The organism is Actinacidiphila yeochonensis CN732 (genome assembly GCF_000745345.1).
In the GTDB taxonomy this organism is placed as follows: domain Bacteria; phylum Actinomycetota; class Actinomycetes; order Streptomycetales; family Streptomycetaceae; genus Actinacidiphila; species Actinacidiphila yeochonensis.
On the sequence record NZ_JQNR01000003.1, the window covers coordinates 37,080 to 62,390 of the forward strand.

Annotated in this window: 21 protein-coding genes, 3 pseudogenes and 1 riboswitch; of the genes and pseudogenes, 11 read left to right on the forward strand and 13 right to left on the reverse strand. The window is 76.4% G+C overall.

The annotated features are described in order from the left end of the window. Positions 1-79 precede the first annotated feature (79 nt). A complete protein-coding gene (locus BS72_RS01915) occupies positions 80-2,212 on the reverse strand; it encodes an ATP-binding protein (protein WP_051950539.1) in 2,133 nt (710 codons plus the stop codon). Between the two features lie 183 nt (positions 2,213-2,395). Between BS72_RS01915 and BS72_RS01920 the strand changes: the two genes are divergently transcribed. Beyond that, entirely contained in the window at positions 2,396-2,647 is a 252-nt protein-coding gene (locus BS72_RS01920) for a hypothetical protein (protein ID WP_078900943.1), read from the forward strand. A 240-nt stretch (positions 2,648-2,887) separates the two neighbouring features. Continuing rightward, positions 2,888-4,678, forward strand: a complete 1,791-nt coding sequence (locus tag BS72_RS01925; protein ID WP_037907260.1) for a glycoside hydrolase family 15 protein — start codon at positions 2,888-2,890, stop codon at positions 4,676-4,678. A 103-nt stretch (positions 4,679-4,781) separates the two neighbouring features. Here the strand turns inward: BS72_RS01925 and amaP are convergent, their stop codons facing one another. From amaP to BS72_RS36230, 6 genes are all read right to left on the reverse strand, one after another. Continuing rightward, positions 4,782-5,378: an alkaline shock response membrane anchor protein AmaP gene (gene amaP / locus BS72_RS01930; RefSeq protein WP_037905882.1), complete on the reverse strand. Its 597-nt coding sequence runs from the start codon at positions 5,376-5,378 to the stop codon at positions 4,782-4,784. A gap of 144 nt (positions 5,379-5,522) precedes the next feature. Further along, positions 5,523-6,248, reverse strand: a complete 726-nt coding sequence (locus BS72_RS01935) for a DUF6286 domain-containing protein (RefSeq protein ID WP_407638932.1) — start codon at positions 6,246-6,248, stop codon at positions 5,523-5,525. Between the two features lie 59 nt (positions 6,249-6,307). Then, a complete protein-coding gene (locus tag BS72_RS01940) occupies positions 6,308-6,682 on the reverse strand; it encodes an Asp23/Gls24 family envelope stress response protein (RefSeq protein WP_051950542.1) in 375 nt (124 codons plus the stop codon). Further along, a complete protein-coding gene (locus BS72_RS01945) occupies positions 6,682-6,870 on the reverse strand; it encodes a hypothetical protein (protein ID WP_037905884.1) in 189 nt (62 codons plus the stop codon). The genes BS72_RS01940 and BS72_RS01945 overlap by 1 nt, the downstream gene beginning before the upstream one ends. A 60-nt stretch (positions 6,871-6,930) precedes the next feature. After that, positions 6,931-7,425: an Asp23/Gls24 family envelope stress response protein gene (locus BS72_RS01950; protein WP_037905886.1), complete on the reverse strand. Its 495-nt coding sequence runs from the start codon at positions 7,423-7,425 to the stop codon at positions 6,931-6,933. A 40-nt stretch (positions 7,426-7,465) separates the two neighbouring features. Beyond that, positions 7,466-8,107, reverse strand: a complete 642-nt coding sequence (locus tag BS72_RS36230) for a hypothetical protein (protein ID WP_157856130.1) — start codon at positions 8,105-8,107, stop codon at positions 7,466-7,468. A gap of 128 nt (positions 8,108-8,235) precedes the next feature. Here BS72_RS36230 and BS72_RS36235 point away from each other — a divergent pair, with 128 nt between their 5' ends. Then, positions 8,236-8,466, forward strand: coding sequence for a hypothetical protein (locus tag BS72_RS36235; RefSeq protein WP_157856131.1), 231 nt, complete (start codon positions 8,236-8,238; stop codon positions 8,464-8,466). Positions 8,467-8,516: 50 nt separating this feature from the next. On the opposite strand, the gene BS72_RS01960 is transcribed toward BS72_RS36235, so the two are convergent. From BS72_RS01960 to BS72_RS01970, 3 genes are all read right to left on the reverse strand, one after another. Next, entirely contained in the window at positions 8,517-9,308 is a 792-nt protein-coding gene (locus BS72_RS01960; protein WP_037905888.1) for an enoyl-CoA hydratase/isomerase family protein, read from the reverse strand. A gap of 117 nt (positions 9,309-9,425) precedes the next feature. Continuing rightward, positions 9,426-9,647 carry a helix-turn-helix domain-containing protein gene (locus BS72_RS01965; protein ID WP_037905890.1) on the reverse strand — a complete coding sequence of 74 codons (222 nt, stop codon included), beginning with the start codon at positions 9,645-9,647 and terminating at the stop codon, positions 9,426-9,428. A gap of 392 nt (positions 9,648-10,039) precedes the next feature. Beyond that, positions 10,040-11,638 carry an ABC-F family ATP-binding cassette domain-containing protein gene (locus tag BS72_RS01970; RefSeq protein WP_037905892.1) on the reverse strand — a complete coding sequence of 533 codons (1,599 nt, stop codon included), beginning with the start codon at positions 11,636-11,638 and terminating at the stop codon, positions 10,040-10,042. 332 nt (positions 11,639-11,970) lie between these two features. Here BS72_RS01970 and BS72_RS01975 point away from each other — a divergent pair, with 332 nt between their 5' ends. Further along, positions 11,971-12,432 (forward strand): VOC family protein, encoded by a 462-nt coding sequence (locus BS72_RS01975; RefSeq protein WP_051950545.1) that lies wholly within the window; start codon positions 11,971-11,973, stop codon positions 12,430-12,432. Between the two features lie 76 nt (positions 12,433-12,508). Here the strand turns inward: BS72_RS01975 and BS72_RS01980 are convergent. From BS72_RS01980 to BS72_RS01990, 3 genes and pseudogenes are all read right to left on the reverse strand, one after another. Further along, positions 12,509-13,941, reverse strand: a pseudogene (locus tag BS72_RS01980) (hypothetical protein). 54 nt (positions 13,942-13,995) lie between these two features. Beyond that, complete coding sequence (locus BS72_RS39715; RefSeq protein ID WP_407638920.1) at positions 13,996-14,472, reverse strand: alpha/beta hydrolase family protein; 477 nt, start codon at positions 14,470-14,472, stop codon at positions 13,996-13,998. Positions 14,473-15,283: 811 nt separating this feature from the next. Then, positions 15,284-15,967: a class II aldolase/adducin family protein gene (locus BS72_RS01990; protein ID WP_232792236.1), complete on the reverse strand. Its 684-nt coding sequence runs from the start codon at positions 15,965-15,967 to the stop codon at positions 15,284-15,286. 508 nt (positions 15,968-16,475) lie between these two features. On the opposite strand from BS72_RS01990, the gene BS72_RS01995 reads away from it, so the two are divergent. The 7 genes and pseudogenes from BS72_RS01995 (at position 16,476) to BS72_RS02025 (ending at position 25,294) form a co-directional block, all read left to right on the forward strand. Next, the gene (locus BS72_RS01995; RefSeq protein WP_078900945.1) at positions 16,476-17,795 is read left to right on the forward strand and encodes an inorganic phosphate transporter; all 1,320 of its coding nucleotides are present in this window, start codon (positions 16,476-16,478) and stop codon (positions 17,793-17,795) included. 11 nt (positions 17,796-17,806) lie between these two features. Next, positions 17,807-18,031, forward strand: coding sequence for a hypothetical protein (locus BS72_RS02000; protein ID WP_037905894.1), 225 nt, complete (start codon positions 17,807-17,809; stop codon positions 18,029-18,031). Positions 18,032-18,247: 216 nt separating this feature from the next. After that, a riboswitch (cobalamin riboswitch) is annotated at positions 18,248-18,449 on the forward strand. 83 nt (positions 18,450-18,532) lie between these two features. Further along, positions 18,533-19,507, forward strand: coding sequence for a cobalamin biosynthesis protein (locus tag BS72_RS02005; RefSeq protein WP_037905895.1), 975 nt, complete (start codon positions 18,533-18,535; stop codon positions 19,505-19,507). After that, entirely contained in the window at positions 19,504-21,006 is a 1,503-nt protein-coding gene (locus tag BS72_RS02010; protein WP_037905896.1) for a cobyric acid synthase, read from the forward strand. Before BS72_RS02005 ends, BS72_RS02010 begins: the two co-directional genes overlap by 4 nt. A 143-nt stretch (positions 21,007-21,149) precedes the next feature. Next, a pseudogene (locus BS72_RS02015) lies at positions 21,150-23,308 on the forward strand (putative cobaltochelatase). Beyond that, the gene (gene cobO, locus BS72_RS02020; protein ID WP_037905897.1) at positions 23,308-23,904 is read left to right on the forward strand and encodes a cob(I)yrinic acid a,c-diamide adenosyltransferase; all 597 of its coding nucleotides are present in this window, start codon (positions 23,308-23,310) and stop codon (positions 23,902-23,904) included. Before BS72_RS02015 ends, cobO begins: the two are co-directional and overlap by 1 nt. Continuing rightward, positions 23,898-25,294 (forward strand): annotated as a pseudogene (locus BS72_RS02025) (cobyrinate a,c-diamide synthase). The gene cobO and the pseudogene BS72_RS02025 overlap by 7 nt, the downstream one beginning before the upstream one ends. Positions 25,295-25,311 lie beyond the last annotated feature (17 nt).

Genomic DNA, 25,311 nt, shown 5'->3' on the forward strand with positions numbered 1-25,311 from the left:
GCGTGCCGGGCCGTCAGTCGGGCCGCGTGCCGGGCCGTCAGGAAGGCCGCGCGGTGACGGCCACCGTGCCGGCCACGGACTACGCCGGCGACTCGGGCTCCTCCGCCCCTGCCGGCTCCTCCGGCCCTTCGGGCCCTTGCCGCCCGACGGCGGCGGCCAGCACCTCCGGGCCGCTGGCGGCGGCTCCCCGGGCGCACGCGGCGGCGTACCCCTCGTCGCCCAGCTCGGCCCGCAGCGTCTCCTCGCACCGCTGCCGGACCGGCTCCAGCTCCCGCGCGCCCCGCTGCGGATGGCCGACGCTGCGCCAGTACGCGCCGCCGGCGCCGTAGAAGGCGGCCGCCTCCTCGGGCCGGCCGTCGGCGGCGAGCGCGGCGGAGAGCAGGTCGAGGCCGAGCGCGATGCCGAACGCGTCGCCCAGCGCCGCCTTGGCCCGCAGCATCGTGCGCGCGTACCCGGCGGCCTCCGCGGGCACGCCGGAGAAGAGGGCCACGACGGAGAGCTGGTAGTCCAGGTAGGAGCGGGTCCACAGCTCACCGCCGCGCACGCACAGCCGGCGCAGTACCAGGGCCCGCTGCCGCCCCTCGTCGAAGCGGCCCAGCACGGTGAGCGACAGCACCTCCGCGAGGGTGCACCGCAGCCGGTCGGGTGAGTCGAAGGGCGTGCCGGGCACGGCGGCCAGGGCCTCGCGGGTGGCGTCCAGCGCCTCCTGCGGGCGGCCGGAGAGCAGGCCGAGCAGGCCGGTCAGGCAGGCCGCGGCCAGCCGCTGCGTCCCGTCGCCGGGGCTGTCCGGATCGGCGTCGAGGGCTGCCCGGACCCGCGCGTCCACGGCCCGGGCGGCGGCGTGGTCGCCGTGCAGGGTGAGGGTGGCGCCCAGGCCGATCAGGGCGCGGGTCCGCCGGGGCCCCGGCACGGTATGGGCGGCCAGGGCCTGCTCCAGGTAGCCCCGGGCCTCCTTCAGGTGGCCGCAGCAGGTCCAGAAGTACACCAGCAGGCCAGCGAGTTCGGCCGCCGCCGCGGGGTCCGCGGCCAGCAGGTGGTCGAGGGCGGCGCGCAGGTCGGCGTGGGCCTCCTCCACCCGGCGGTAGCCGAGGAGCTGGTCGCGGCCGGGCCAGACCGCGTCGGCCCAGCGCGCCAGGCCGGTGAAGTGCAAGGCGTGCCGGTCGGCGGCGGCCCGCTCCTCGCCCAGCTCCCGCAGCCACCCCTGGCCGTACTCGCGGATGGTGTCGAGCAGCCGGTAGCGGTCCTCGCCGTCGGGCCCGGCCGTGCGGTGGACCACGGACTGCGCCGCCAGCCGCTCCAGGACGGGGGCCACCTGGTCGTCGTCCAACGGCCCGCCGGCGGCCACCGCCCGGGCGTCGGCGAGGCCGAAGGCGCCGCGGAAGACGCTGAGCCGGGCCCACAGCAGCCGTTCCAGGGGCGCGCACAGCTCGTGGCTCCAGCCGACGGTGGTGCGCAGCGTCCGGTGGCGGCGGGGCCAGACGAACTCGTCGCCGTCCTCCCGGGCCAGAACCTCGAAGCGGGAGGCCAGGGCGGTGGCCACCTCACCGACCGGAGTGGGCCCGACCCGGCCCGCGGCCAGCTCGATGGCCAGCGGAATGCCCTCCAGGGCGCGGCAGATCGCCTGCACCGCCCCGTCCGCGCCGGGCTCGTCGAGCAGCGCCCCGGCGCCCGCTCCGGCGACCCGGTCGCGGAAGAGGGCGACGGCGTCCGGCCCGTCGGGCGCCAGCGGTGCCACCTCCACCAGGTGCTCGCCGGGGCAGTTCAACGGTCGGCGGCTGGTGGCGAGGACGGTCAGGCCGGGCGCGGCCGCCAGCAGCTCCGCCACCGTGCGGGCGCACTCCTCGGCCAGGTGCTCGCAGGAGTCGAGGACGAGGAGGACCCGGCGGTCGGCGAGCCAGGCGGCCAGCGCCTCGGTGCGCGGCAGCGCCGAGTGGTCGGCGAGGTCGACGGCGTCGGAGAGGGTGGCCGCCAGCAGTTCGGGGCCGTCCAGGGCACTGAGGTCGGCCCAGCCGGCGCCGTCGGGGCGGTCGGCCGCGCCGGGTCCGCCGACGGCGGTCGCCGCCAGCGCGGCCCGCTGGGCCAGCCGCGTCTTGCCGACCCCGCCGGGGCCGGTCAGCGTGACCAGCCGGTGCCGGGCCAACGCCGTGGCGAGCCGGCCGAGTTCCGGCCCCCGCCCGACGAAACTGGAGGTCTCGGGTGGAAGGTAGCCCATCACAACGACAGCTTGGCACCATACGGCCACGCTGCGAAACCACTCCTGCCCCTCCTCCCCTCCCGCGGCTCCCGCCTCACGCGGCTCTGCCGGCCGTGGCGCAGGGCGTACGCCCGGGTGAATCCCGTCCCGGCGGCAGCGGGGCGGATTGCGAACGGCGTCGCCCGGGGGCGCAATGGGCGCATGGCCCGTTGTGAGGTGTGCGGAAACGACTACGAGATGAGCTTCGAGGTGCACGCGCAGGGCGCCGTGCACGTCTTCGACAGCTTCGAGTGCGCCATCCACCGCATGGCGCCGATCTGCGAGCACTGCCGGGTGCAGATCGTCGGCCACGGCGTCCAGGTGGACGGCCGCTTCTACTGCTGCGCGCACTGCGCCAAGGCGGAGGGCGGTGAGGGCGTGGTCGACCGCGTCGGCGCCTCGACCCCGGCCTGAGGACGCCGCCCCCGGACACCCGCCCCGCCGAGGGCCCGGAGAAGGCCCGACACGAACCGCCTGACGAAGGCCCGACGCGAACCGCCTGACGGAACGCCCGTCATACCGCCCGTCATACCGCCCGCCTCGCCGCCCGCCCGAGCGCCTGACGCCCCGTCCGAAACCCGCCGGCCCCGCGAGGGGCCGTCCGGCCCCTGTACGGTCGTGGTGCAGGCGACGGTCGAGCGGCGAGGCGGGCACGTGGCGGGACGTATCGAGGACTACGCGATCATCGGCGATCTGCAGACCGCCGCCCTGGTGGGCCGGGACGGCTCCGTCGACTGGCTGTGCCTGCCCCGTTTCGACTCCGGCGCCTGCTTCGCCGCGCTGCTGGGCGACGAGGACAACGGCCGCTGGCGGATAGCCCCGGCCGGCTCCTCGCACTGCTCCGGACGCTCCTACCGGGGCGACACCCTGGTGCTGGACACCCTGTGGGAGACGCCGACCGGCACGGTCCGGGTGACCGACTTCATGCCGCAGCGCGACCGGGCACCGGACGTGATCCGCGTCGTGGAGGGCCTGTCCGGCGAGGTGGCGATGCGCTCGGAGCTGGCCCTGCGCTTCGACTACGGCAACGTGGTGCCGTGGGTGCGCCGGGTGGACGGCCACCTGGTGGCCACCGCCGGGCCGGACGCGGTGTGGCTGCGCAGTACCCCGCCGGTCCCGACGTACGGCCAGGACATGCGCACCTACGCCGACTTCACCGTCACCGCGGGCGAGCGGATCGGCTTCGTACTGACCTGGAACGCCTCGCACCACCAGCGGCTGCGCCGGGTCGACCCGTTCGCCGCGCTCGACGCCTGCCTCAAGGACTGGGAGGCGTGGTCGGCGCGCTGCCGGTACGAGGGCCCGCACCGGGACGCGGTGCTGCGCTCGCTGCTCACCCTCAAGGCGCTCACCTACGCGCCCAGCGGCGGCATAGCGGCCGCGGCCACCACCTCGCTGCCCGAGGAGGTGGGCGGGGTCCGCAACTGGGACTACCGCTACTGCTGGCTGCGCGACGCCGCCCTCACCCTGAACGCGCTGATCTCCGGCGGCTACCTGGACGAGGCGCACTCCTGGCGTGACTGGCTGCTGCGCGCGGTGGCCGGCGACCCGGCCGACCTCCAGATCATGTACGGCATCGCGGGCGAGCGCCGGCTGCCGGAGTACGAGGTGCCGTGGCTGGCCGGCTACGAGGGCTCGGCACCCGTCCGGGTCGGGAACGCCGCCGCCGGGCAGCTCCAGCTGGACGTCTACGGCGAGGTGCTGGACTCCCTCTTCCTGGCGCGGGAGCGGGGCCTGGCCACCGAGGCGCACGTGTGGGACCTCCAGCGGGCGCTGATGGACTTCCTGGAGACGAAGTGGCACGAGCCCGACGAGGGCCTGTGGGAGGTACGCGGCCCGCGGCGGCACTTCGTCCACTCCAAGGTGATGGCGTGGGTGGCCGCCGACCGCGCGGTGCGCACCCTTGAGGCGTCGCCGAGGCTGCGCGGGGACGCCGGCCGCTGGCGGGCGATGCGCGACGACGTGCACGCGGAGGTCTGCGCGAAGGGCTTCGACCAGGACCGCGGCACCTTCACCCAGTCCTACGGCTCCGCCGAACTGGACGCGGCGACGCTGCTGATCCCGCAGGTGGGCTTCCTTCCGGCGTCGGACCCGCGGGTGGCCGGCACGGTCAGGGCGGTGCGGCGCGAGCTGGACCTCGGCGGGTTCGTCCGCCGCTACAGCCCGGCTGCGGCCGGCGTGGACGGCCTGCCCGGCACCGAGGGCGCCTTCCTGGCCTGCTCCTTCTGGATGGTGGACGCGCTGCACGCCACCGGGGAGCGGGAGGAGGCCGCGGAGCTCTTCGAGCGGCTGCTGTCGCTCCGCAACGACGTGGGGCTGCTGGCAGAGGAGTGGGACCCGGTGGCCGGGCGCCAGCTGGGCAACTTCCCGCAGGCGTTCAGCCACATCGGCCTGGTCAACAGCGCGCTGGCGCTGTCCGGCGGGCCGGCCGGGGCCAGGGGCTGACCCGGACGCGCGGCTGTCGGACAGCCCGCTCGTGAGCCACCGCGAGCCCGCCGCCGACCCCGCGCGAGCACCGCGAGCGAGCCCGCCTCCAACCGCCGTCGCGTCAGGTGACCCTGCGCGCCCGGTGCCGAACCGCCCGCAGCCGGGCCTCGGTCGGCAGTACGTCGAGGCCGGCAGAGGTGCGGGCGTGCTCCACCACGTCGTCGTCCAGCCCGTCGACGACCTCGCGCGGGTTGGCGAAGGGCTCCAGGCCGAGCAGCAGCCGCGCCTCGGGGTTGCCGTGCCGGGTGACCAGCCGCGCCCCGGCCCACTCGACCCCGTCGTACGCCTGGCTCTCGGCGGTCAGCACCCGCTCGACGGCCCGGCCGCGCAGCAGGGCGCTGGAGCCGTCGCCGCTGTCGATCCGCAGCTGCCGCAGCCGCCGGGTACGGGTCTGGGCCAGCAGCCACCACAGGGACGCCAGCACCAGGACGGCCAGGGCGGCGATGACCACCGGCCACCACCAGCCGTCGGACCGGTAGCGGGTGCGGTCGTGCGCGGCGAGCAGCACGTCCTTCGGGCCGGTGAACGGCCACCAGTGCGGCATCCGGAAGTCCCAGTGGCGCTGGAGGTCGAGACTGCCGACCAGCACCGACAGGCCCACCACCAGCAGCACCAGGCCGATCAGCCCGAACAGGACTCGGTTGACGGTGGTGCGCATCGGCCCTCTCCTCCCTCGCTGTACTCGACCCGCGTTCCCGGCCCCGACCCGCCGTCACGGGACTCCGCCGGGAGCCCCGCTGCGGCGGATCGTCCGGCTCTCCGCCTGCTCTCCGCCTGCTCTCCGCCTGCCTCGGTGACCCGCCTACGTCTTGCGGTCGGCCCGCCGGACCCGGACGCGCAGCGGGAGCGGCTTGGCGAGGCCGAGCTGGTCGATGGCCGCTTCCAGCGCCTCCGTCAGCTCCCGCCGTACGTCGTCCAGCTGGCGGAAGTGCGAGTCGGCGCGGGCCCTGACCTTGCGCCGGCTCACGCCGACCTGGCTCCAGCGCACGCCGGAGACCTCCATCGCCCGGTCGCGCAGGACGAGTTCGGCGGCGTGCCGGTCCAGGCCCGCGCGCACCCCCCGCGGCCCGCGCCGGGCCATCACCAGCACCTGGCGGTCGCCCGGGGTGAACGCCAGTACGAGCAGCCACAGTCCGAGCGCCGCGGCCACCGCCGCCCCGACGATGATCCAGACGTTGTCCAGGTGCCGGGTGGCCAACTCGTCGGCCAGGGTGCGCCGCCACGCCATCGTCCTGCGACCGGCCCGCACCGCCGACACGTCGTAGAGGAAGAGCCCCGACAGGGCCAGCACGGCGGCGGCGCACAGGGCGGCCGGCCACCGGCGGCTGGACCAGAAGCGGCGGGCGTGGCCGCCGCCGGGCTCCCCCGGCCCCGGCGTGTACCGCTCAGCGCCCGAGTCCGGGCCGCCGGAGGAGTCGCCGCCGGGCCCCTCGGGGCCGCCACCGGAACCGTCGTGGGAACCGCCACCGGAACCGCCGGTGCCCGGCTGGGCCGCGGGGGCGGGGCCGGCGCCGGCCCCGACGGGCAGCCGGACGGTGGGGGCCGGCTCGTCCGCCGCTCCCGGCGCGGCCGGGTGGCCGGACTCGCTCACCGCACTCTCCGTTCGTCCTCGCCCGGGCTCGCCGCGGTGTGCAGCCGCTCCACCTCCACGGCCACCTCGGGTACGTCCATGCCGGTCATCATCTCCACCCGCTCGGTGACATGGCGGCGTACGGTGCCGCAGACCGCGCCGAGGTCCGCCGGGTAGCCGAGTTCGAGGGCCAGCCGCAGCCGGGCGGTCTGCCGCCGCACCGAGACGGTGGCGTGCGGGCGGACGTCCTTGGGCACCAGCTCCCCGCCCGGCGCGTCGCCCAGCGCCTCGCCGGCCGCCTGCGCGGCGATCTTGGCGACGACCCGGTCCGTGATCCGCAGCGCACCCCGCTCACCGGCCGGCAGCAGGCGGACGGGGACGGGGCGGGCCATCAGCGCCGCCGGTCGCGGTCACGCGAACGGAAGAACTCCCCGGGTTCGAGGTCGCCGTCGAGGAACTTGCCCACCACGAAGCCGACCGCGCCCAACGCGGCCACCAGGAGGAACGCCCCGAAGCCGCCGAAGTATCCGGCGAACCCGAGGGCCATCCCCGCCGCCAGGCCGATCACCGCCATGCTCATGCCGCGCTCTCCGTCCGCATCAACCGGTCCGCCCGCCGTGCGCGTCCGGGCACGTCACTGTCACTGCACCCGCTGCTCACGCTCGTCCTCGTCCTCCTCGTCGGGCAGCTTCACGTCGCCGACCGCGACGTTCACCTCCACGACCTCCAGGCCGGTCATCCGCTCCACGGCGGCGATGACGTTCTCCCGCACGGCCCGCGCGACCTCGACGATCGACACGCCGTACTCGACGACGATGTCGAGGTCGAGAGCGGTCTGCACCTCGCCGACCTCGGCCTTGACACCGCGGGCGGCGGACCGGCTGCCCGGCACCCGGTCGCGGACGGCGCCGAAGGTGCGCGACAGGCCGGTGCCCATCGCGTGCACGCCCACCACGTCCCGCGCGGCCAGGCCGGCGATCTTCTCGACCACGCCGTCGGCGATGGTGGTACGGCCGCGGGTGGCCGGATCGCCCAGGGCCCGGCGGGCACCGGAACCGCCCTTGTCCAAGGTCCTGCCCTCACCGAGGGAGGTGCCGGTCTGGTCGCCCGGTCCGTACTGCTGGCTGTCCGTCATCGCGAGTCGTCCCTTCGTCTGGGCTGCTCCGTGCACCACACTAGATCCGCATGCCCTGGAGCGCGTGGGGGATGCGGCGAGCGAGTAGAGCCGACCCCCCGATCGAGTGGCCGGCCGACGGGAGGGACGAAGGGTGAGCGGGGACCGACTGACCCGAACCGTGCGGGAACAGGTCGCGCTCGGCCGCCTGTTGCCGCTGGGCGACGGGGACGATCCCGTGTGGATCACCGAACGGGCGGCGGTGCTCGCGCTGCGCCGCGGCTGCGCGGCGCTCCCCGGGGCGCGGCTGGGCTCCGTCGCGGTACTGCTCCAGGACGGTGACGCGCACGATGGTGGCGCGCACGACGGCGACGCGCTCGACGGCGGCCCGGACCGCGGCGCCCAGGACGGCGGCCCGGACCGCGGCGCCCCGGACCGCGGCCACCCGGACCGCGGTCGGCCGGGGCTGGACGCGGCGCCGCTGGGCGCGCTGCCGCACGGGCCGCTGCGGATCACGGCGGCGTTCGAGGCCTCGGCGGCCGAGCCGCTGCCGGCCACCGCCGAGCGGCTGCGGCAGGCCCTGTTCACCGCGGCCCGCGAGGGGTTGGGCCTTGCGGTGGAGGTGGTCGACCTGGAGGTGGCCGGGTTGCTCGACGAAGGGGACGAGGGAGTCGACGAGGAGGGCTCGGGGGCCGAGTCGCACGGCCGGGCCGGGGTGGCCGAGGAGGCGGCTCCCCTGCCGGGGCCGGGCCGGCGTCCGGGACCGGCTCCGGGCCGGCCCTGTCGGACTCCGCGGACGCGAGGCTCGCGGTCGAGGCGGCGCTGCGGGCCGTGCCGGGCGTCGCGGACCTCGCCGGAGTGCTGGCCGGGACCGGCGGCCTGCGGGTGCGCGATTCCCGGCCGCCTGCGGAGCCGGGCCGCCGGGTGCAGGTGCAGCTGGCGGCAGCGCCCGGCCACCACGCGCTGACGGTCGGCCGGCTGGCCGCCGCCGCGGCTCGCGCGGCGGCGGCCCCGGGGGCGCCCGGGCCGGTCGCCGTGGCCGTGCTGGTCACCTCGGCCTGACCCGGGCCGTCCGCGCCCTCCCAGCTCGGGCCGGTCGACCGGCCGGCCGGTCAGTCGCCCAGGCCGGCCAGGTCCTGGAGGCGGCGGCCCTGGGCGGCGCGCTCGGCCGCGTACTGGGCCTCGGGGGCCCCGGCGAGGGCCGAGAGCAGCAGCGCCTTCGTCTCGTTCACCGCCGCGCGGGGCGAGGCGAGCAGCGCCGCGGTGAGGTCGGCGACCGCTCCCTCCAGGTCGGCGGCGGGCACCACCACGGTGGCCAGCCCCGTCCTGGCCGCCTCCTCGGCGTACACGAAGCGGCCGGTGGCGCAGATCTCCAGGGCCCGCCCGTAGCCGACCAGCTCCACCAGCGGCCTGGTCCCCGTGAGGTCGGGCACCAGGCCGAGGGAGGTCTCGCGCATCGCGAACCGCACGTCGTCGGCGCACACCCTCAGGTCGCAGGCGAGGGCGAGCTGGAACCCGGCGCCGATCGCGTGGCCCTGGACGGCGGCGATCGTGACGAGATCGGCGCGCCGCCACCAGGTGAACGCCTCCTGGTACCCGGCGATGGCCCGGTCCCGCTCCTCCTCGGGGCCGCGGGCGAGGTCCAGGAAGGACGGCTCGCCGTCGAAGCCCTCGGGGGTGAACGCCTGGCGGTCGAGGCCGGCGGAGAAGGACGGGCCCTCTCCGCGCAGCACCACCACCCGTACCGAGCCAGGCAGCGTCCGGCCGACCTCGGCCAGCGCCCGCCACAGCTTGGGCGACTGCGCGTTGCGCCGGGCCGGGTCGCACAAGGTCACGTGCGCGACGGCGTCCTCCAGCGTGAGCCGGACTCCGTCACGTTCGAGCAGGGCAGGGGCAGCGGGCATCGGGCACCTCCGAGCGGACCGCGGACATGATTACCGAAGAGTAACCAGCCTGGCCCCGCGGTCCGACCTCCGGGTGAGGAGAAGACGCCCGGGTACCGCGCGCCGCCCCCGCGGGGCTCAGGCCGCGTCGGCCTTCTTGCCCCTGGTCGCGCCGCCGCGACCGCGCAGGGTCACGCCCGACTCGCTCAGCATCCGGTGCACGAATCCGTAGGAACGGCCGGTCTCCTCGGCCAGCGCCCGGATACTCGCACCGGAGTCGTACTTCTTCTTCAGGTCTGCCGCGAGCTTCTCGCGCGCGGCGCCGGTCACCCGGCTGCCCTTCTTCAGAGTCTCGGCCACCCGTGCCTCCTTGAGGGAAGTGCGCTATGCACTCTCATGATCACCCCTAAGGTCCTTGATGGCCACCCAATGCACAAGGCCCATCACCGGACATTCGCAAACTGAATGTCCCGCTTAGCCACCCGCACAACGCCCCGCGGCGGCAATTCCCTGGTCGCCAATTCGCCACGGCGATCCGGACCGGGGCAATACGGGCAGGTCAGCAGCGTTCACCGGGAAGCCCCGCAGGCCGGAAACCGGTTGCGCCGGGCTGGGCCGGACGGGTGGCCGGGCGTCGGAGCCGGTACCAGGCCGCCTCGTACAGATGCAGGAGGGCCGGTGGTCCGAATGATCGATTCACCATGATCATCGGAGCCACCGGCCCACCGTCGGCCCCCCGCGGGGCAGGGCGGTCAGGCGAGGGAGACCAGGTCCGCGTACTCCTGGCCCCACAGGTCCTCGACGCCGTCGGGCAGCAGGATGATCCGCTCGGGCTGGAGCGCCTCCACCGCGCCCTCGTCGTGCGTGACCAGCACCACCGCGCCGGTGAAGGTGCGCAGGGCGCCCAGGATCTCCTCACGGCTGGCCGGGTCCAGGTTGTTGGTCGGCTCGTCCAGCAGCAGCACGTTGGCGCTGGAGACGACCAGGGCGGCCAGCGCCAGCCGGGTCTTCTCACCACCGGAAAGGACCCCGGCCGGCTTGTCGACGTCGTCGCCGGAGAAGAGGAAGGAGCCCAGGATCTTGCGGATCTCGGCCAGGTCGGTGTCGGGCGCCGACGAGCGCATGTTCTCCAGCACCGTGCGGGCCGGGTCGAGCGTCTCGTGCTCCTGCGCGTAGTAGCCGAGCTTGAGGCCGTGGCCGGGCACGACCTCGCCGGTGTCCGACTTCTCCACCCCGGCCAGCAGCCGCAGCAGCGTGGTCTTGCCGGCGCCGTTGAGGCCGAGGATGACCACCCGGGTGCCGCGGTCGATGGCCAGGTCGACGTCGGTGAAGATCTCCAGCGAGCCGTAGGACTTCGACAGCCCGCTGGCCATCAGCGGGGTGCGGCCGCACGGCGCGGGGTCGGGGAAGCGCAGCTTGGCGACCTTGTCGGACAGCCGGACGTCGTCCAGTCCGGCCAGCAGCTTCTCGGCCCGGCGGGCCATGTTCTGCGCGGCGACGGTCTTGGTGGCCTTGGCGCGCATCTTGTCGGCCTGGGAATTCAGCGCGGCGGCTTTCTTCTCGGCATTCGCGCGCTCGCGCTTGCGGCGTTTCTCGTCGGCTTCGCGCTGCTGCTGGTAGAGCTTCCAACCCATGTTGTAGACGTCGATCGCGGACCGGTTGGCGTCCAGGTAGAAGACCTTGTTGACGACCGTCTCGACGAGCTCCACGTCGTGGGAGATGACGATGAATCCGCCGCGATAGGTCTTCAGGTACTCGCGCAGCCAGGCGATGGAGTCGGCGTCGAGGTGGTTGGTGGGCTCGTCCAGCAGGAGCGTGTCGGCGTCGGAGAAGAGAATGCGGGCCAGCTCCACGCGGCGCCGCTGGCCGCCGGAGAGGGTGTGCAGCGGCTGGCCGAGGACGCGGTCGGGCAGGCCGAGGGCGGCGGCGATGGTGGCCGCCTCGGCCTCGGCGGCGTATCCGCCCTTGGTGAGGAACTCGGTCTCCAGCCGCGAGTACTTCTTCATCGCGTTCTCGAGGGTGGCGCCCTTCCCGTTGGCCATCCGCTCCTCGTTCTCGCGCATCTTGCGCAGCACGGTGTCCAGCCCGCGGGCGGACAGGACGCGGTCCCGGGCGAGGGTGTCGAGGTCACCGGTGCGCGGGTCCTGGGGCAGGTAGCCGACCTCGCCGCTGCGGGTGACGGTCCCGGCGGCGGGCTGTCCCTCGCCGGCCAGGACCTTGGTCAGGGTCGTCTTGCCGGCTCCGTTGCGGCCGACGAGGCCGATGCGGTCGCCCTTGGCGACGCGGAAGGAGGCGGACTCGATGAGGACGCGGGCGCCGGCGCGCAGCTCGACGCCGGTGGCGGTGATCACGGGGGTTACTCCTGGGCGGTTGCACGGTGGACGCGGCCGGGCGTGCGGAAGCGGCCGCGGGACGACAGGGCGGCGGTGGGCCGTCAGAGGGCGTCGGGTCGTGAGCCGCGCGGCTAATCGAGGAGCAGGACTGCCATACGGACAGTCTACGGGGACACGGCAACCGCTTTGCGGGCTCCACCGCCCCGCAGGTGACCCATATCACCCATACTCGGACATGTACCGCCGAACTCCGGCGGCTCCGCGCGGTGTCCGCCCGCCTCCCCCGAAAGGCACGGCGGGCACCACGGGCACGACGGGCACCACGAGCCCCGCCGAGGAGGGAGACCGACATGACCCCGCCGAACGGCCGGCCGGCGACGAACCGGCCCGCGACCCGGCCCACCGTGTACCCGGCTCTGCGGTACAGGGACGCCAGGGCCGCCATCGAGCTGCTGAAGGAGGCGTTCGGCTTCACCGAACTCGCCGTCCACGAGGACGCGGACGGCGGCGTCGCCCACGCCGAGCTGGCCCACGGCAACGGAGTGGTGATGCTCGGCACCGCCGGGGAGCAGCCGCCGGAGGGCAGTTACGACGAGCTGGCCGGCGAGCCCGGACCGGTCTCGGTGTACGTGGTGGTGGACGACCCTGACGCCCACCACGACCGGGCGCTGGCCCACGGCGGCGTACACGTCGTCCGGCCGCTCACCGACCAGGAGTACGGCTCGCGCGACTACGTGGCCCGCGACCCGGAGGGCAACCTGTGGTGCTTCGGGACCTACTCGCCCGAGCTGCCCCCCGCCGGAGACGGGTAGCCGTACCGGGCGCCGGGCGGGGTTCCCGGCGCCGCGCGGCTCGCGCCGGGCCCCCTGCCGCGGGGGCCCGGCACGCTCACGCCTCGCCGGTGTGCACCTGGAAGGCGGCCCGGCGCAGCGCCTTCGACAGCGCCGGATCGGGGTGGGCCGCGGCCAGCGCCACCAGCACCTGGACGGTGCGCGGGTGGCCGACGTCGCGCAGCTCCTGGAGCAGGCCGGGCACGGAGCCCTGGACCGCGCTCTCCAGGTGGCTGACCAGCAGCTGGCCGTCACCGTGGTCGGCGACGGCCGCGGCGGTGTCCACCCACAGCCAGGTGGCCTCCTCGCGGGTGAGCAGCTCGGTGGCGGCGTCGGGGTCGCCGCCCTCCAACTCGGCCAGCCACAGCACCGCGTAGGGCCGCAGCGTCGGCTCGGCGACCACCTCCCGCACGGCCTCCTCGGCCCGGTCGCCGACGACCCGCAGCGCCTCGAAGGCCAGCCCGCGCAGCAGCGCGTCCTCGCCGCGGGCGGCCTCCAGCAGCTCGGTGACCGCCAGGCCGGCCGGGCGGGCCGCCAGCCACGCCCGGTACTCCGCCCTGGCGGTGCCCGGCGACAGCCCGGCGCAGGCACGCAGCATGGTGGGCGCGTCCTGCTCCATGTTGCCGGCGGGCCCCTGCGCGGCCACGCAGATCTGCTCCAGCTTGACCCACACCGCCCAGCTGCCCAGCGCGGTCAGCGCGGCCTCGTCGGGCCGCCGCGGGTCGCGCGGACGCACCGCGCCCACCTGCGTGGCGGCGTCCAGCACCCACTCCAGCAGCGCGGGCAGCGGGTCGCCGTCGGCGGGCGGTTCGTGGCGTTCGGTGCGCAGCTCGGCAACCCGCTGGCGCAGCAGGTCCAGCAGCGCGTCGACCGGCATCGCCTCCTGCGAGAGGTGGAGCAGGGCGAGCAGTTGGGGCGCGGCCTCGATGACCTCGGCGACCAGCGCGGGGTCGGTTCCGGGGCCGCCGTCCGCGGCGCCGTCCGTACCGGCCTCCGTACCGCTCCCCCCGGCACCGGCGGCGGGCCCTACGGGGTCGCCGGGCAGGAAGGGGTGGGCCAGTGACCAGGCGTCGAAGAGGGCGACCCAGCCGCGCAGCACGGCGGTGTCGTCGCGGTCCCAGGCCCGCAGCCGCCAGCCGGGGCGCGCGGTGCCCTGGTGCAGCTCGATCAGGCCGGACAGCCGGGCCCGGTCCCAGGCCGCGCGGGTCTGCGGGGGCGTCAGGTCCAGGGCCTGGGCGGCGGCGCGCAGCAGCGCCTCGGGTGGTGTCCCGGGGGGCCGCCGACACCGGGGCCGCCGCCCACCCAGCGGGCGAGGCGGGCCGCGGTGGCGAGTTCGGCGCGTGCGAGCGTGGCGAGTTCGGCTACCGAGGGGGTCCCCTCAGGCGGACGCGGAGGCCGTGACCTGCGCGTCGTGGCGGTCCTGCGGGCCGCGGTCAGCGGACGGCGCGGGACGAGGCGGAGCGGCGTGTCTCGCGGGATACGGGACGTCACCGGATCAGTCTCGCCGCTCGCACCCCAGAATCCCAAACCCGCGCGTGGAGATGCTCACATGAGCGGCGTCAGGAATCGCCTCAGCGTCTCCTCGTAGCCCTCCGGGTCCACGTTCCACATACCGGTGTGGGACCCGTCCGGCACCGGGTGCAGGGCCACCTTGTCCGGGCGGCGCTCGGCCAGCTCCCGGCTGCCCTGCCAGGGCGCGAAGGTGTCGCCGGGCCCGTGGACGAGCAGGGTGGGAACGGTGAACCGGGCCGGGGAGGCGGCCTCCGCATGGTGCCCGGAGCGCAGTCCGGTCCGGCCCTCGGCGGCGCGCACCGCCAGCGGGGCGAGGGCGGTGGGAAGTCCGCGGGAGCTGACGGCGGCGTGGACGGTGGAGCGCCAGTCGAGCACCGGCGAGTCCAGCACCATGCCGCGCACGTGCCGGCGCACCGGGGACTGCTGGAGGGCGCGGAGCGCCATCGCGGCACCGGTGGACCAGCCGTAGAGCACCAGCCGGAGGGCGCCGTGCTCGACGGCGTACCGCATGGCCGCGTCCAGGTCCCGCCACTCGGTGTCGCCGAGGTGCGCCAGACCGTCCGGCGAGGGGGCGCGCCGGGGTCGTTGCGGTAGGCGGGCACCAGCGTGGGCAGCCGGAAGCGGTGCAGCGCGGGCAGCACGGGGAGCAGCTGCTCGCGGGTGGCGCCCACTCCGTGCACGGCGATCACCCACGTGCCGCGGGCGCCGGCGAGCTTCCAGGCGGGTGTCAGGCCCAGTTCCCCCGTGTACTGGACCTCCTCGAAGTCCAGGCCGAGGGCCGAGCGGGGGTCGCCGGTGTACGCCTGGGGGGTGATCCGGACGAACATGCCGGCGTGCGGCTCGCCCTTGCCGACGGCGAGCAGCTCACGGGTGACGGTGTGGGCGGCCAGTTCGGTGACGGCTCCGACGGTGGCGTGCACCCCGGGCCCGGTCAGGCCGTGCACACCGGGCCGGACGGTGGCCGGGGTGCGGGTGAGGACGATCCGGTCCGCGGTGACCCGGTGGACGGTGACCAGGCCCTCCTCGGCCGGGCCCGCCAGCGCGGGGTTGAGCGCGATGCCGGAGCCGTACCGGCCGGCCGCCAGTACGGCCGTCCCGGCACCCAGAGCGGTCGTGGCCAGAACGGCCACCGCGTATCGAAGGCGCATGGTCCTTCCAGTCTGTGCCCCCGGCGGGCGGGCGGCACCCCGGAGCGCCGCCGGACGGGTGAGCCGGCCGCCGGAAGCCCGCAGCCGGGCGGCCGGCCCACCCGGCGGGCGGGCGGCTCCCGGCGGGCGGCTCCCGCGGCTCGCGAAGGGCTCCCGGCGGCCCGCGAAGGGGCCTACGGCGCTGTGGCGGCGCCGGGCCCGGACTCGGCCTCGGTCCCGGGGGCGGTCCCGGTCCCGGGGGCGGCGGGCTGGCCGTAGCCGCGGAACCGCTCGGCGGCCGCCGCCAGCTCGGCGTCGTCCAGCAGGGTGGGCGTGTCGCCGGCGGCCCGGGCCAGCAGCCACACCCGGCACATCCACTCCAGCTGCGCGGTGCGGTCGTAGGCGTGGTCGATCCCGGCGCCGAGGGTGAGCATGCCGTGGTTGCGCATCAGGCAGCCGCCGCGGCCGCCGCGCAGGGCCGCCAGCACCGACTCGGCCAGTTCGGGGGTGCCGTAGAGGGCGTAGCCGGCGGTACGGGGGCGGCCGCCGAGTTCGGCGGCCATGTAGTGCACGGCCGGCAGCTCCTCGGTCAGCAGGGAGGCGGCGGTGGCGTGCGGGGCGTGGGTGTGGACCACGGCCCGGGTACCGGTGGAGCGGTAGACGGCCAGGTGGAGCGGGAGTTCGCTGGTGGGCCGGAGCCGGCCGAGGACCTGGCGGCCGGTGTCCAGTTCGACGCCGACGGCGTCGTCCGGGCCGAGCCGGTGGTAGGGCACGCCGGTGGGCGTGACGAGGACGAGGCCGCCGACGCGGGCCGAGACGTTGCCGGAGGTGCCGACGACCAGGCCGTCGGCGACGGTGCGGCGGGCCGCGTCCACCACCTGGAGCCACGCCTCCGCGACGGCCTGCTCGGCGGGCCGCTCCGGCGCCTCCGGCTCCTGCGGCCGCTCCGGGGCGGTGTCCGCGGTGGTGTCCGGGGCGGCGGGCGGCGCGGCCTCGCGGGCGGTTCCGTGCGCGGCGTCTGGCACTGGGCCCCCTCTCCTGTGGTCGCGCCGACCGTACCGCAGGGCGCGGCCGCCGGGGCCGGAAGAAGGCGCGGGAGGGCGCGGGGACCGAGGCGGCCCGGGAGGCGCGGACGGTCCGGACGGGTTCCGGGGAGGTTCCGCACGCGGTCCGGGCGGCTCGGTGAGGAAGCGGTGCGCGGCACGTGAACGGGCCCGCTGACCGGCGGCGGAGCCCGAGAACGAAGGGTTCCCGGCCCTTTCCGATCCCACCTGGTTCACCCGCGATTCACGCCAGTACTCTGACGCCGTACCCAGTTCACCTTCCGTTCACCAACGATCCGTACGTTCACCTCGCCACTACCCATACCGAACGATTGCCGGGTCTATGGAACACGTCACGCTCCTGATCGGAATCGTGATCGCCACCGCCCTCGTCTTCGACTTCACCAACGGCTTCCACGACACCGCCAACGCCATGGCGACCACCATCTCCACCGGTGCCATGGCTCCCCGCCTCGCGGTGGCGATGTCGGCCGTGCTGAACCTCGTCGGCGCCTTCCTCTCCGTGGAGGTCGCCAAGACGATCTCCGGCGGGATCGTGGACGAGTCCGCCGGCATCAGACCCGCGATGATCTTCGCCGCCCTGGTCGGCGCGATCATCTGGAACCTGGTGACCTGGCTGGCCGGCCTCCCCTCCAGCTCCTCACACGCGCTCTTCGGCGGGCTGATCGGCGCCACGCTGGTGTCGGTCGGCACCCACGGGGTGCACGGCGACGCGGTGGTCACCAAGGTGATCGTGCCCGCCGTGGCGGCGCCCTTCGTGGCCGGTCTGGCCGCGATGCTCGCCACCCGGCTCACCTACCTGCTGGGCCGCCGGGCCGACCCGGAGGCGGCCGGGCGCGGCTTCCGCGCCGGCCAGATCGCCTCCGCGGCGCTGGTCTCGCTGGCCCACGGCACCAACGACGCCCAGAAGACCATGGGCGTGATCACGCTGACGCTGGTCACCGGCGGGGTCGTCGCCCCGCACTCCGACCCGCCGCTGTGGGTGATCGTCAGCGCGGGTTCGGCCATCGCCCTGGGCACCTGGCTCGGCGGCTGGCGGATCATCCGCACGGTCGGCAAGGGCATCACGGACATCCAGCCGCAGCAGGGCTTCGCCGCCCAGACCGGCGCGGCGGCCACCATCCTGGCCTCCTCGCACCTGGGCTTCGCGCTCTCCACCACCCAGGTGTGCACCGGCTCGGTACTGGGCACGGGCCTGGGCCGCTCCGGCGCCACGGTGCGCTGGAGCACCGCCGGCCGGATGGTCGCCGCGTGGGCGCTGACCCTGCCGGCGGCCGGCCTGATCGGCGGCGGCGCCGCGTACCTGGCCGACCGGGGCGCCTGGGGCGTCACCGCGGTCGGCGTGATCGGCCTCGCCGTCTGCGCGGTCGTGCGGACCGCCGCCCGGCGCAAGCCCGTCACCCACTCCAACGTCAACGACGTCGAGCCGGTCGCCCCGCAGGCCGCCGCCGTGGCAGCCCCGGCCCCGGCCCCGGAGCGGTCGGTGCCCACGGCTCCGGCTTCCGCTCTTGCTCCGGCTTCCGCTCCGGCTCCGGCTCCGTCGGCGGCCCAGCCCGTGGACCTGCTGGAGGCCCAACTCCAGCCGCCGCTCCACGTCCAGCCGTCCGCGGCCCCCGCGGCCTCCGCTCCCACCACGGTCTGAAGGGCACCCTCATGAGCATCGACTGGCACGCGCTCGGCTCCGTCCTCCTGGTGACCGTGCTGTCCACCGTCGGCCTGGTCGGGGTCTTCACGCTCGGCGTGCTGGGGCTGTCGCGGCCCGCCGCGGCCACCGTCCAGCGCGGCGCCACCGCGGCGCTGTCGCGGGCCGGCGCCTACGTCTGCTTCGCCGCGTGCGCGGCGGCCGTGGCGTACGGCATCTACCTGATCGCGGGCTGACCGGCCGGGCCGCCCGCCCAGCCCGGGACGCCCGGGACGCACCCCGCGCCCGCCTCCGTACCAGCTGACCGCCGCCCCCGGCACCGTCCGAGGGCGGCGGCCGGCTGTTCCGCTGTTCCGCGGGCGGCCGCGGGGCGCGCCCCCGGTGGGCTGGGGCGCACCCCTCCGCGCCGGGTCCGCGGAGCGTGCCGAGCGGCAGGTCAAGGGCGAGTTGACGGGCTATGCGGCACGTGGTGAACTGCCGGGAGCCATACGGCGGCAGGAGAGGAAGTCCGGTGCGAATCCGGCGCGGTCCCGCCACTGTCACCGGGGAGCGCCCTCCCGACACCCGTACGCCACGGCCGGTTCCACCGGCTGGAAGGCCCGGGGAGTGCGCCGATCCGGGAGCCAGGAGACTCTCACCGCCGGTCACGTCGATCCAGGGCGCGGACCCTGAGTGAGGACTCCTGCCATGCCCTGGCACGCCCGTGCGGCCTTCCCGGCCGCGGACACGACCCGCCCATGACGCGTGCCGACCGCGTCTTCGCGTACGGCGCCGCGCTCGGCTTCCTCGGCGACCTGCTGGCCGGCGACCCCCGTCGCGGCCACCCGGTGGCCGGGTTCGGACGGCTGGCCGGTGCCCTGGAACAGCGGCTGTGGCGCGACGACCGCGCCCGCGGCGCCCTCTTCGCGGCGGTGTGCGCGGGCGGCGCGTTCGGCGCCGGCCGGCTGGCCGAGCGGGCCGTGCGGCGCTCCCCCGCCGCCTCGGTGGCGCTGACCGCGCTGGCCGCGTGGGCGGTGCTCGGCGGTACCTCGCTCGCCCGCGAGGCCGGTCTGGTGGCCGCCGCCCTGGAGCGCGGCGACCTGGACGCGGCTCGGGCCCGGCTGCCGCACCTGTGCGGGCGCGACCCGCAGGGGCTGGACGCCGACGGGATCGCCCGGGCGGTGGTGGAGTCGGTGGCCGAGAACACCTCGGACGCGGTGGTGGGCGCCCTGGTGTGGGGCGCGCTGCTGGGCGTGCCGGGCCTGGCCGGCTTCCGTGCCGTCAACACGCTGGACGCGATGGTGGGCCACCGCTCGCCCCGGCACCTGCGGTTCGGCTGGGCGGCCGCCCGGCTGGACGACGTCGCCGGCTGGCCCGGCGCCCGGCTGACCGCGCTGCTCGCGGCGGCGGCCGGGCCGTACCCGGCCGACGCGCTGGCGGTGTGGCGGCGCGACGCGGCCGGCCATCCGAGCCCCAACGCGGGCCCGGTGGAGGCGGCCTTCGCCGGGGCACTGCGGCTGCGACTGGGCGGCCCGCTCTCCTACGGCGGGCGCTCGGAGCACCGGGCAGTGCTCGGCGGGGAGTTCAGGGCGCCGGCGGCGGCGGACATCCCGCGCGCGGTGCGGCTGTCGCGCCGGGTCGGCGCGCTCGCGCTGGGCGCGGCGGCGGCCGTGTCGGTACTGCGGACGCGGGCGGCGGGCCCGCGCGTGACGGGTCGGGGAGGCGTGGCGTGAAGGGGCTGCTGGTCGCGGGGACCGGTTCGGACACCGGCAAGAGCGTGGTCACCGCGGGCATCTGCCGCTGGCTGGCCCGCCGGGGTGTGCGGGTCGCGCCGTTCAAGGGCCAGAACATGTCGCTCAACTCCTTCGTCACGCGCGACGGGGCGGAGATCGGCCGGGCGCAGGCGATGCAGGCGCAGGCGGCCGGGGTGGAGCCGTCGGCGCTGATGAACCCGGTGCTGCTCAAGCCCGGCGGGGAGCGCAGCAGCCAGGTGGTGGTGCTGGGCCGGGCGGTGGGCGAGTTGAGCGCGCGCGGCTACCACGGCGGGCGGCAGGGCGAGCTGCTGGAGACGGTGGCGGGCTGCCTGGAGGAGCTGGGCCGCACCTACGACGCCGTCATCTGCGAGGGCGCCGGCAGCCCGGCCGAGATCAACCTGCGCCGCACCGACATCGTCAACATGGCGGTGGCCCGCCGGGCGAACCTGCCGGTGGTGGTGGTCGGCGACATCGACCGCGGCGGCGTGTTCGCCTCGTTCTACGGCACCACCGCGCTGCTGGACGCCGCCGACCAGCGGCTGATCGCCGGGTACCTGGTGAACAAGTTCCGCGGCGACGTGGAGTTGCTGCGGCCGGGGCTCGACATGCTGAACGGCCTGACCGGCCGCCCGGTGCTGGGCGTGCTGCCCTTTGCGCACGGGCTGGGCATCGACGAGGAGGACGGCCTGCGGGTGTCGCTGCGCGGCACGGTGCGGGAGTCGGTGGTGGCGGCGCCGCACGGGCCGGAGCTGCTGCGGGTGGCGGTGGCGGCGGTGCCGCTGATGTCGAACTTCACCGACGTGGACGCGCTCGCGGCCGAACCCGGCGTGGTGGTGCGGTTCGTGGACCGGCCCGAGGAGCTGGCCGACGCCGACCTCGTGGTGCTGCCCGGCACCCGCGGCACCGTCCGGGCGCTGGCCTGGCTGCGGGAGCGCGGGCTGGCCGACGCGGTGGCCCGGCGGGCCGCCGAGGGGCGGCCGGTGCTCGGCGTGTGCGGCGGCTTCCAGCTGCTGGGCGAGCTGATCGAGGACGAGGTGGAGTCGCGGGCCGGAACGGTGCCGGGGCTGGGCCTGCTGCCGGTGCGGGTGCGGTTCGCCCGGGAGAAGACGCTGGCCCGGCCGGTCGGCGAGGAGTACGGCGAGCGGGTGGCCGGCTACGAGATCCACCACGGGGTGGCCGAACTGCTGGGCGGCGAGCCGTTCCTGGACGGCTGCCGGGTGGGCGCGGTGTGGGGCACGCACTGGCACGGCTCGCTGGAGTCCGACGGGTTCCGCCGGGCGTTCCTGCGGCGGGTCGCGGAGGCGGCCGGGCGGCGGTTCGTCCCCGCCCCGGACACGCGGTTCGGGGCGCTGCGCGAGGAGCAGTTGGACCGGCTGGCGGACCTCGTCGAGGAGCACGCGGACACCGGGGCGCTGCTGCGGCTGGTCGAGGAGGGCCCGCCGCCGGGCCTGCCGTTCATCCCGCCGGGCGCGCCGTGACCGCGCCCCGGGAGGAGCCGCAGGAGGCACGACGGGCACCGACACCGGTTCAGGCACCCCAGGCGTCGGCTCAGGCATCTCACAGTCCCCAGGAACCTCAGGCACCTCAGGCAGTGGAAGGAGTGACAGGAGTGGACAGCGCGATGGACGCGCCCTACCCGTTCACGGCGGTCGTCGGCCAGGAGGACCTGCGGCTGGCGCTGCTGCTCAACGCGGTCTCCCCGGCCGTCGGCGGCGTGCTGGTGCGCGGCGAGAAGGGGACGGCGAAGACGACGACGGTGCGGGCGCTGGCGGCGCTGCTGCCGGACCTGGCGGTGGTGCCGGGCTGCCGGTTCTCCTGCGACCCGGCCGCCCCTGACCCGCGCTGTCCCGACGGCCCGCACCCGCCCGCCTCCCCCGACGCGGCGCGGGAGGACGCCCCGGAGGCGGCATCCGGCGGCGTACGGCGCCCCGCGCGGCTGGTCGAGCTTCCGGTCGGCGCGTCCGAGGACCGCCTGGTGGGCGCCCTCGACATCGAACGGGCCCTGGCCGAGGGCGTGAAGAGCTTCGACCCGGGCCTGCTCGCGGAGGCGCACCGCGGCGTCCTCTACGTCGACGAGGTCAACCTGCTGGGCGACCACCTGGTGGACGTGCTGCTGGACGCGGCGGCGACCGGCGCGAGCCACGTGGAGCGCGAGGGCGTGTCGGTGCGGCACGCGGCGCGGTTCCTGCTGGTGGGCACGATGAACCCGGAGGAGGGAGAGCTGCGGCCGCAGCTGCTGGACCGGTTCGGGCTGACGGTCGAGGTGGCGGCGTCCCGGCGGACGGACGAGCGGGTGGAGGTGGTCCGCCGGCGGATGGCCTTCGACGCGGACCCGGCCGCCTTCGCCGGGCGGTGGGCGGCGGCCGAGCGGCGCTTGCGGGAGCGGATCACCACGGCCCGGGACGCCCTCGCCGGAGTGCTCCTGGGCGACGCGGCGCTGCGGCAGATCGCCGCGGTCTGCGCGGCCTTCGAGGTGGACGGGATGCGCGCGGACATCGTGACGGCCCGCACGGCCGTGGCGCTGGCCGCGTGGGCGGGCCGGGACGAGGTGGTCGAGGCGGACGTCCGCCAGGCGGCCCTGCTGGCCCTGCCGCACCGGCGCCGGCGCAACCCGTTCGACGCTCCCGGGCTCGACGAGGAGCTGCTCGACCAGGTGCTGGAGCAGGCCCGGCGTGAGGCCGAGGAGTCCGCCGGGCAGCCGGAGCCCGAGCCGGGCGATGGCGGAGACGACCCGGCGACGGACGGCGGCCCTGAAGGCCCCGAAGGCCCCGAGGACGGCGGGCCCGACGGCGGCGGTCCGGACGGCGGCCCGGCGGCGGCCTGCCCCCGCAGCCGCGGCCCGCGCCCGAGGCCGGCCCGGCCGCTCCCCGGCGGACGGGTCCGCGGCCCGGCCGGCACCCCGGACGCCGGGGAGCCCGAGGGCGCCGGCGTGCCGGTGCCGCGTGGCGCCGCCGAGCAGCCGCCGGCCGCGGCCGGCGAGCCGTTCCGCACCCGGGCGCTGACCGTGCCGGGTCTCGGCGAGGGCGCTGCCGGCCGCAGGTCGCGGGCGCGCACCGCGCAGGGCCGCACCACCGGCGCCCAGGTGCCGCACGGCCGGCTGGACGCGGTGCACCTGTCCGCCACGGTCCGCGCCGCCGCCCCGCACCAGCGGGCGCGCGGGCGCCGCGGGCCCGGGCTGCTGGTGCGCCGCTCGGACCTGCGGCAGGCGGTACGGGAGGGGCGCGAGGGCAACCTCGTGCTCTTCGTCGTGGACGCCTCCGGGTCGATGGCCGCGCGGCGCCGGATGGCGGCGGTCAAGGGCGCGGTGCTGTCGCTGCTGCTCGACGCCTACCAGCGCCGCGACAAGGTCGGCCTGGTCACCTTCCGGGGCGCCGGGGCGGAGCTGGCGCTGCCGCCGACCTCGTCGGTGGACGCCGGCGCGAGCCGCCTGGCGGCGCTGCCGACCGGCGGCCGCACCCCGCTGGCGGCCGGGCTGCTGCGGGCCCGCGAGGTGCTGCGGGTGGAGCGGCTGCGCGACCCGGCGCGCCGCCCGCTGCTGGTGGTGGTCACCGACGGCCGGGCGACCGGCGGCCCGGAGCCGCTGGAGCGGGCGGCCCGGGCGGCCCGGCTGCTGGCCGCCGAGGGCACCGCCTCGGTGGTCGTGGACTGCGAGGCGGGGCCGGTGCGGCTGGGCCTGGCGGGCACGCTGGCGCGGGAGTTGCGGGGGTCGCGGTGACCCTCGGGGAGTTGCGGGCCGACACGGTGTCGGCACTGGTCAAGGACGTACGGAGGGCAGCCTGATGCCGCAGGGGAAACCGAGTGTCGTACCGGACGACGGCCTGACGACCCGTCAGCGTCGCAACCGTCCGCTGCTGCTGGTGCACACCGGCACCGGCAAGGGCAAGTCGACGGCGGCCTTCGGGCTGGCGCTGCGGGCCTGGAACCAGGGCTGGCCGGTCGGGGTCTTCCAGTTCGTCAAGTCCGCCAAGTGGAAGGTGGGCGAGGAGCGGGCGCTGCGGGTGCTGGGCGACTCCGGCGAGGGCGGCACCGTGGCCTGGCACAAGATGGGCGAGGGCTGGTCGTGGGTGCAGCGCGACCCGTCGTCCAACGAGGAGGCGGCCCGCGAGGGCTGGGAGCAGGTCAAGCGGGACCTGGCCGCGCAGACCTACCGGCTGTACGTGCTGGACGAGTTCGCGTACCCGATGCACTGGGGCTGGGTGCCGGTGGACGAGGTGGTCGAGGCGCTGCGGGCGCGGCCCGGCGACCAGCACGTGGTGATCACCGGGCGCAACGCACCGCGGGCGCTGCTGGACGCGGCGGACCTGGTGACGGACATGACGAAGGTCAAGCACCCGATGGACGCCGGACAGAAGGGCCAGCGGGGGATCGAGTGGTGACCGGGCGGGTGCCGCGCCTGGTCGTGGCGGCGCCCGCCTCGCGCAGCGGCAAGACGACGGTGGCCACCGGGCTGATGGCGGCGCTGGCCGGCCTGGGCCTGTCGGTCTCCCCGCACAAGGTGGGCCCGGACTACATCGACCCCGGCTACCACGCGCTCGCCACCGGCCGCCCGGGCCGCAACCTGGACGCGTACCTGTGCGGCCCGGAGCGGATCGTCCCGCTCTTCCTGCACGGCGCGGCGGGCTGCGACGTGGCCGTCGTCGAGGGCGTGATGGGCCTGTTCGACGGCGCCTCCGGCCACGGCGAACTGGCCTCCACCGCCCACGTGGCGAAGCTGCTCTCGGCGCCCGTGGTGCTGGTGGTGGACGCCTCCGCGCAGGCCCGTTCGGTGGCGGCGCTGGTGCACGGCTTCGCCTCCTTCGAGCCCGGGGTGCGGCTGGGCGGGGTGGTGCTCAACAAGGTCGGCTCGGCGCGGCACGAGGAGATCCTGCGGGCCGCGCTGGAGGAGGTCGGGGTGCCCGTGCTGGGGGCGCTGCGCCGCGACGGCGTACTCGCGGTGCCGGCCCGCCACCTCGGGCTGGTGCCGGCCGCCGAGCGGCGCGCGGAGGCGCTGGCGTGGGTGGACGCCGTGGCCGCGAAGGTGCGCGCGGAGTGCGACCTGCCGGCGCTGCTCGCCCTGGCCCGTAGCGCCCCGCCGCTGCCCGGCCGCCCCTGGGACGCGGCGGCGGAGCTCGCGCCGGTGGACCCGGAGGCCCACGCGGGAGGCGGGCCGGCGACGGGGCGGCCGGTTCCCGGCCGGTCGTCGCGGTGGCCGGCGGCGCCGCGTTCACCTTCTCCTACGCCGAGCACGCCGAACTCCTCGCGGCGGCGGGCGCGGACGTGGTCGCGTTCGACCCGCTGCTGGACGAGGAGCTGCCCGAGGGCACCCGGGGCGTGGTGATCGGCGGCGGCTTCCCCGAGGTGTACGGGCCGGAACTGTCCGCGAACGCGGCGCTGCGCCGGCGGGTCGCCGCGTTCGCCGGGCCGGTCGCCGCCGAGTGCGCCGGACTGCTCTACCTGGTACGGGAGTTGGACGGCCACCCGATGTGCGGGGTGCTGCCGGCCACCGCCCGCATGGGTGAGCGGCTCACCCTGGGCTACCGGGAGGCGGTGGCCGTCGGCGACAGCGTGCTGGCCGCCGCGGGCACCCGGACGCGCGGCCACGAGTTCCACCGCACGTCGGTGGAGCCGGGCGCCGGGCCGGCTCCGGCGTGGGGGTTCGTACGGCCCGAGCGGCGGGTCGAGGGGTTCGCGACGGGCCGGGTGCACGCCTCCTACCTGCACACGCACTGGGCCGCCGAGCCCTCGATCGCGCGGAGGTTCGTCCAGGAGTGCGCCGGGTGGCGGTGACCGTGCGGCTGGCGGCG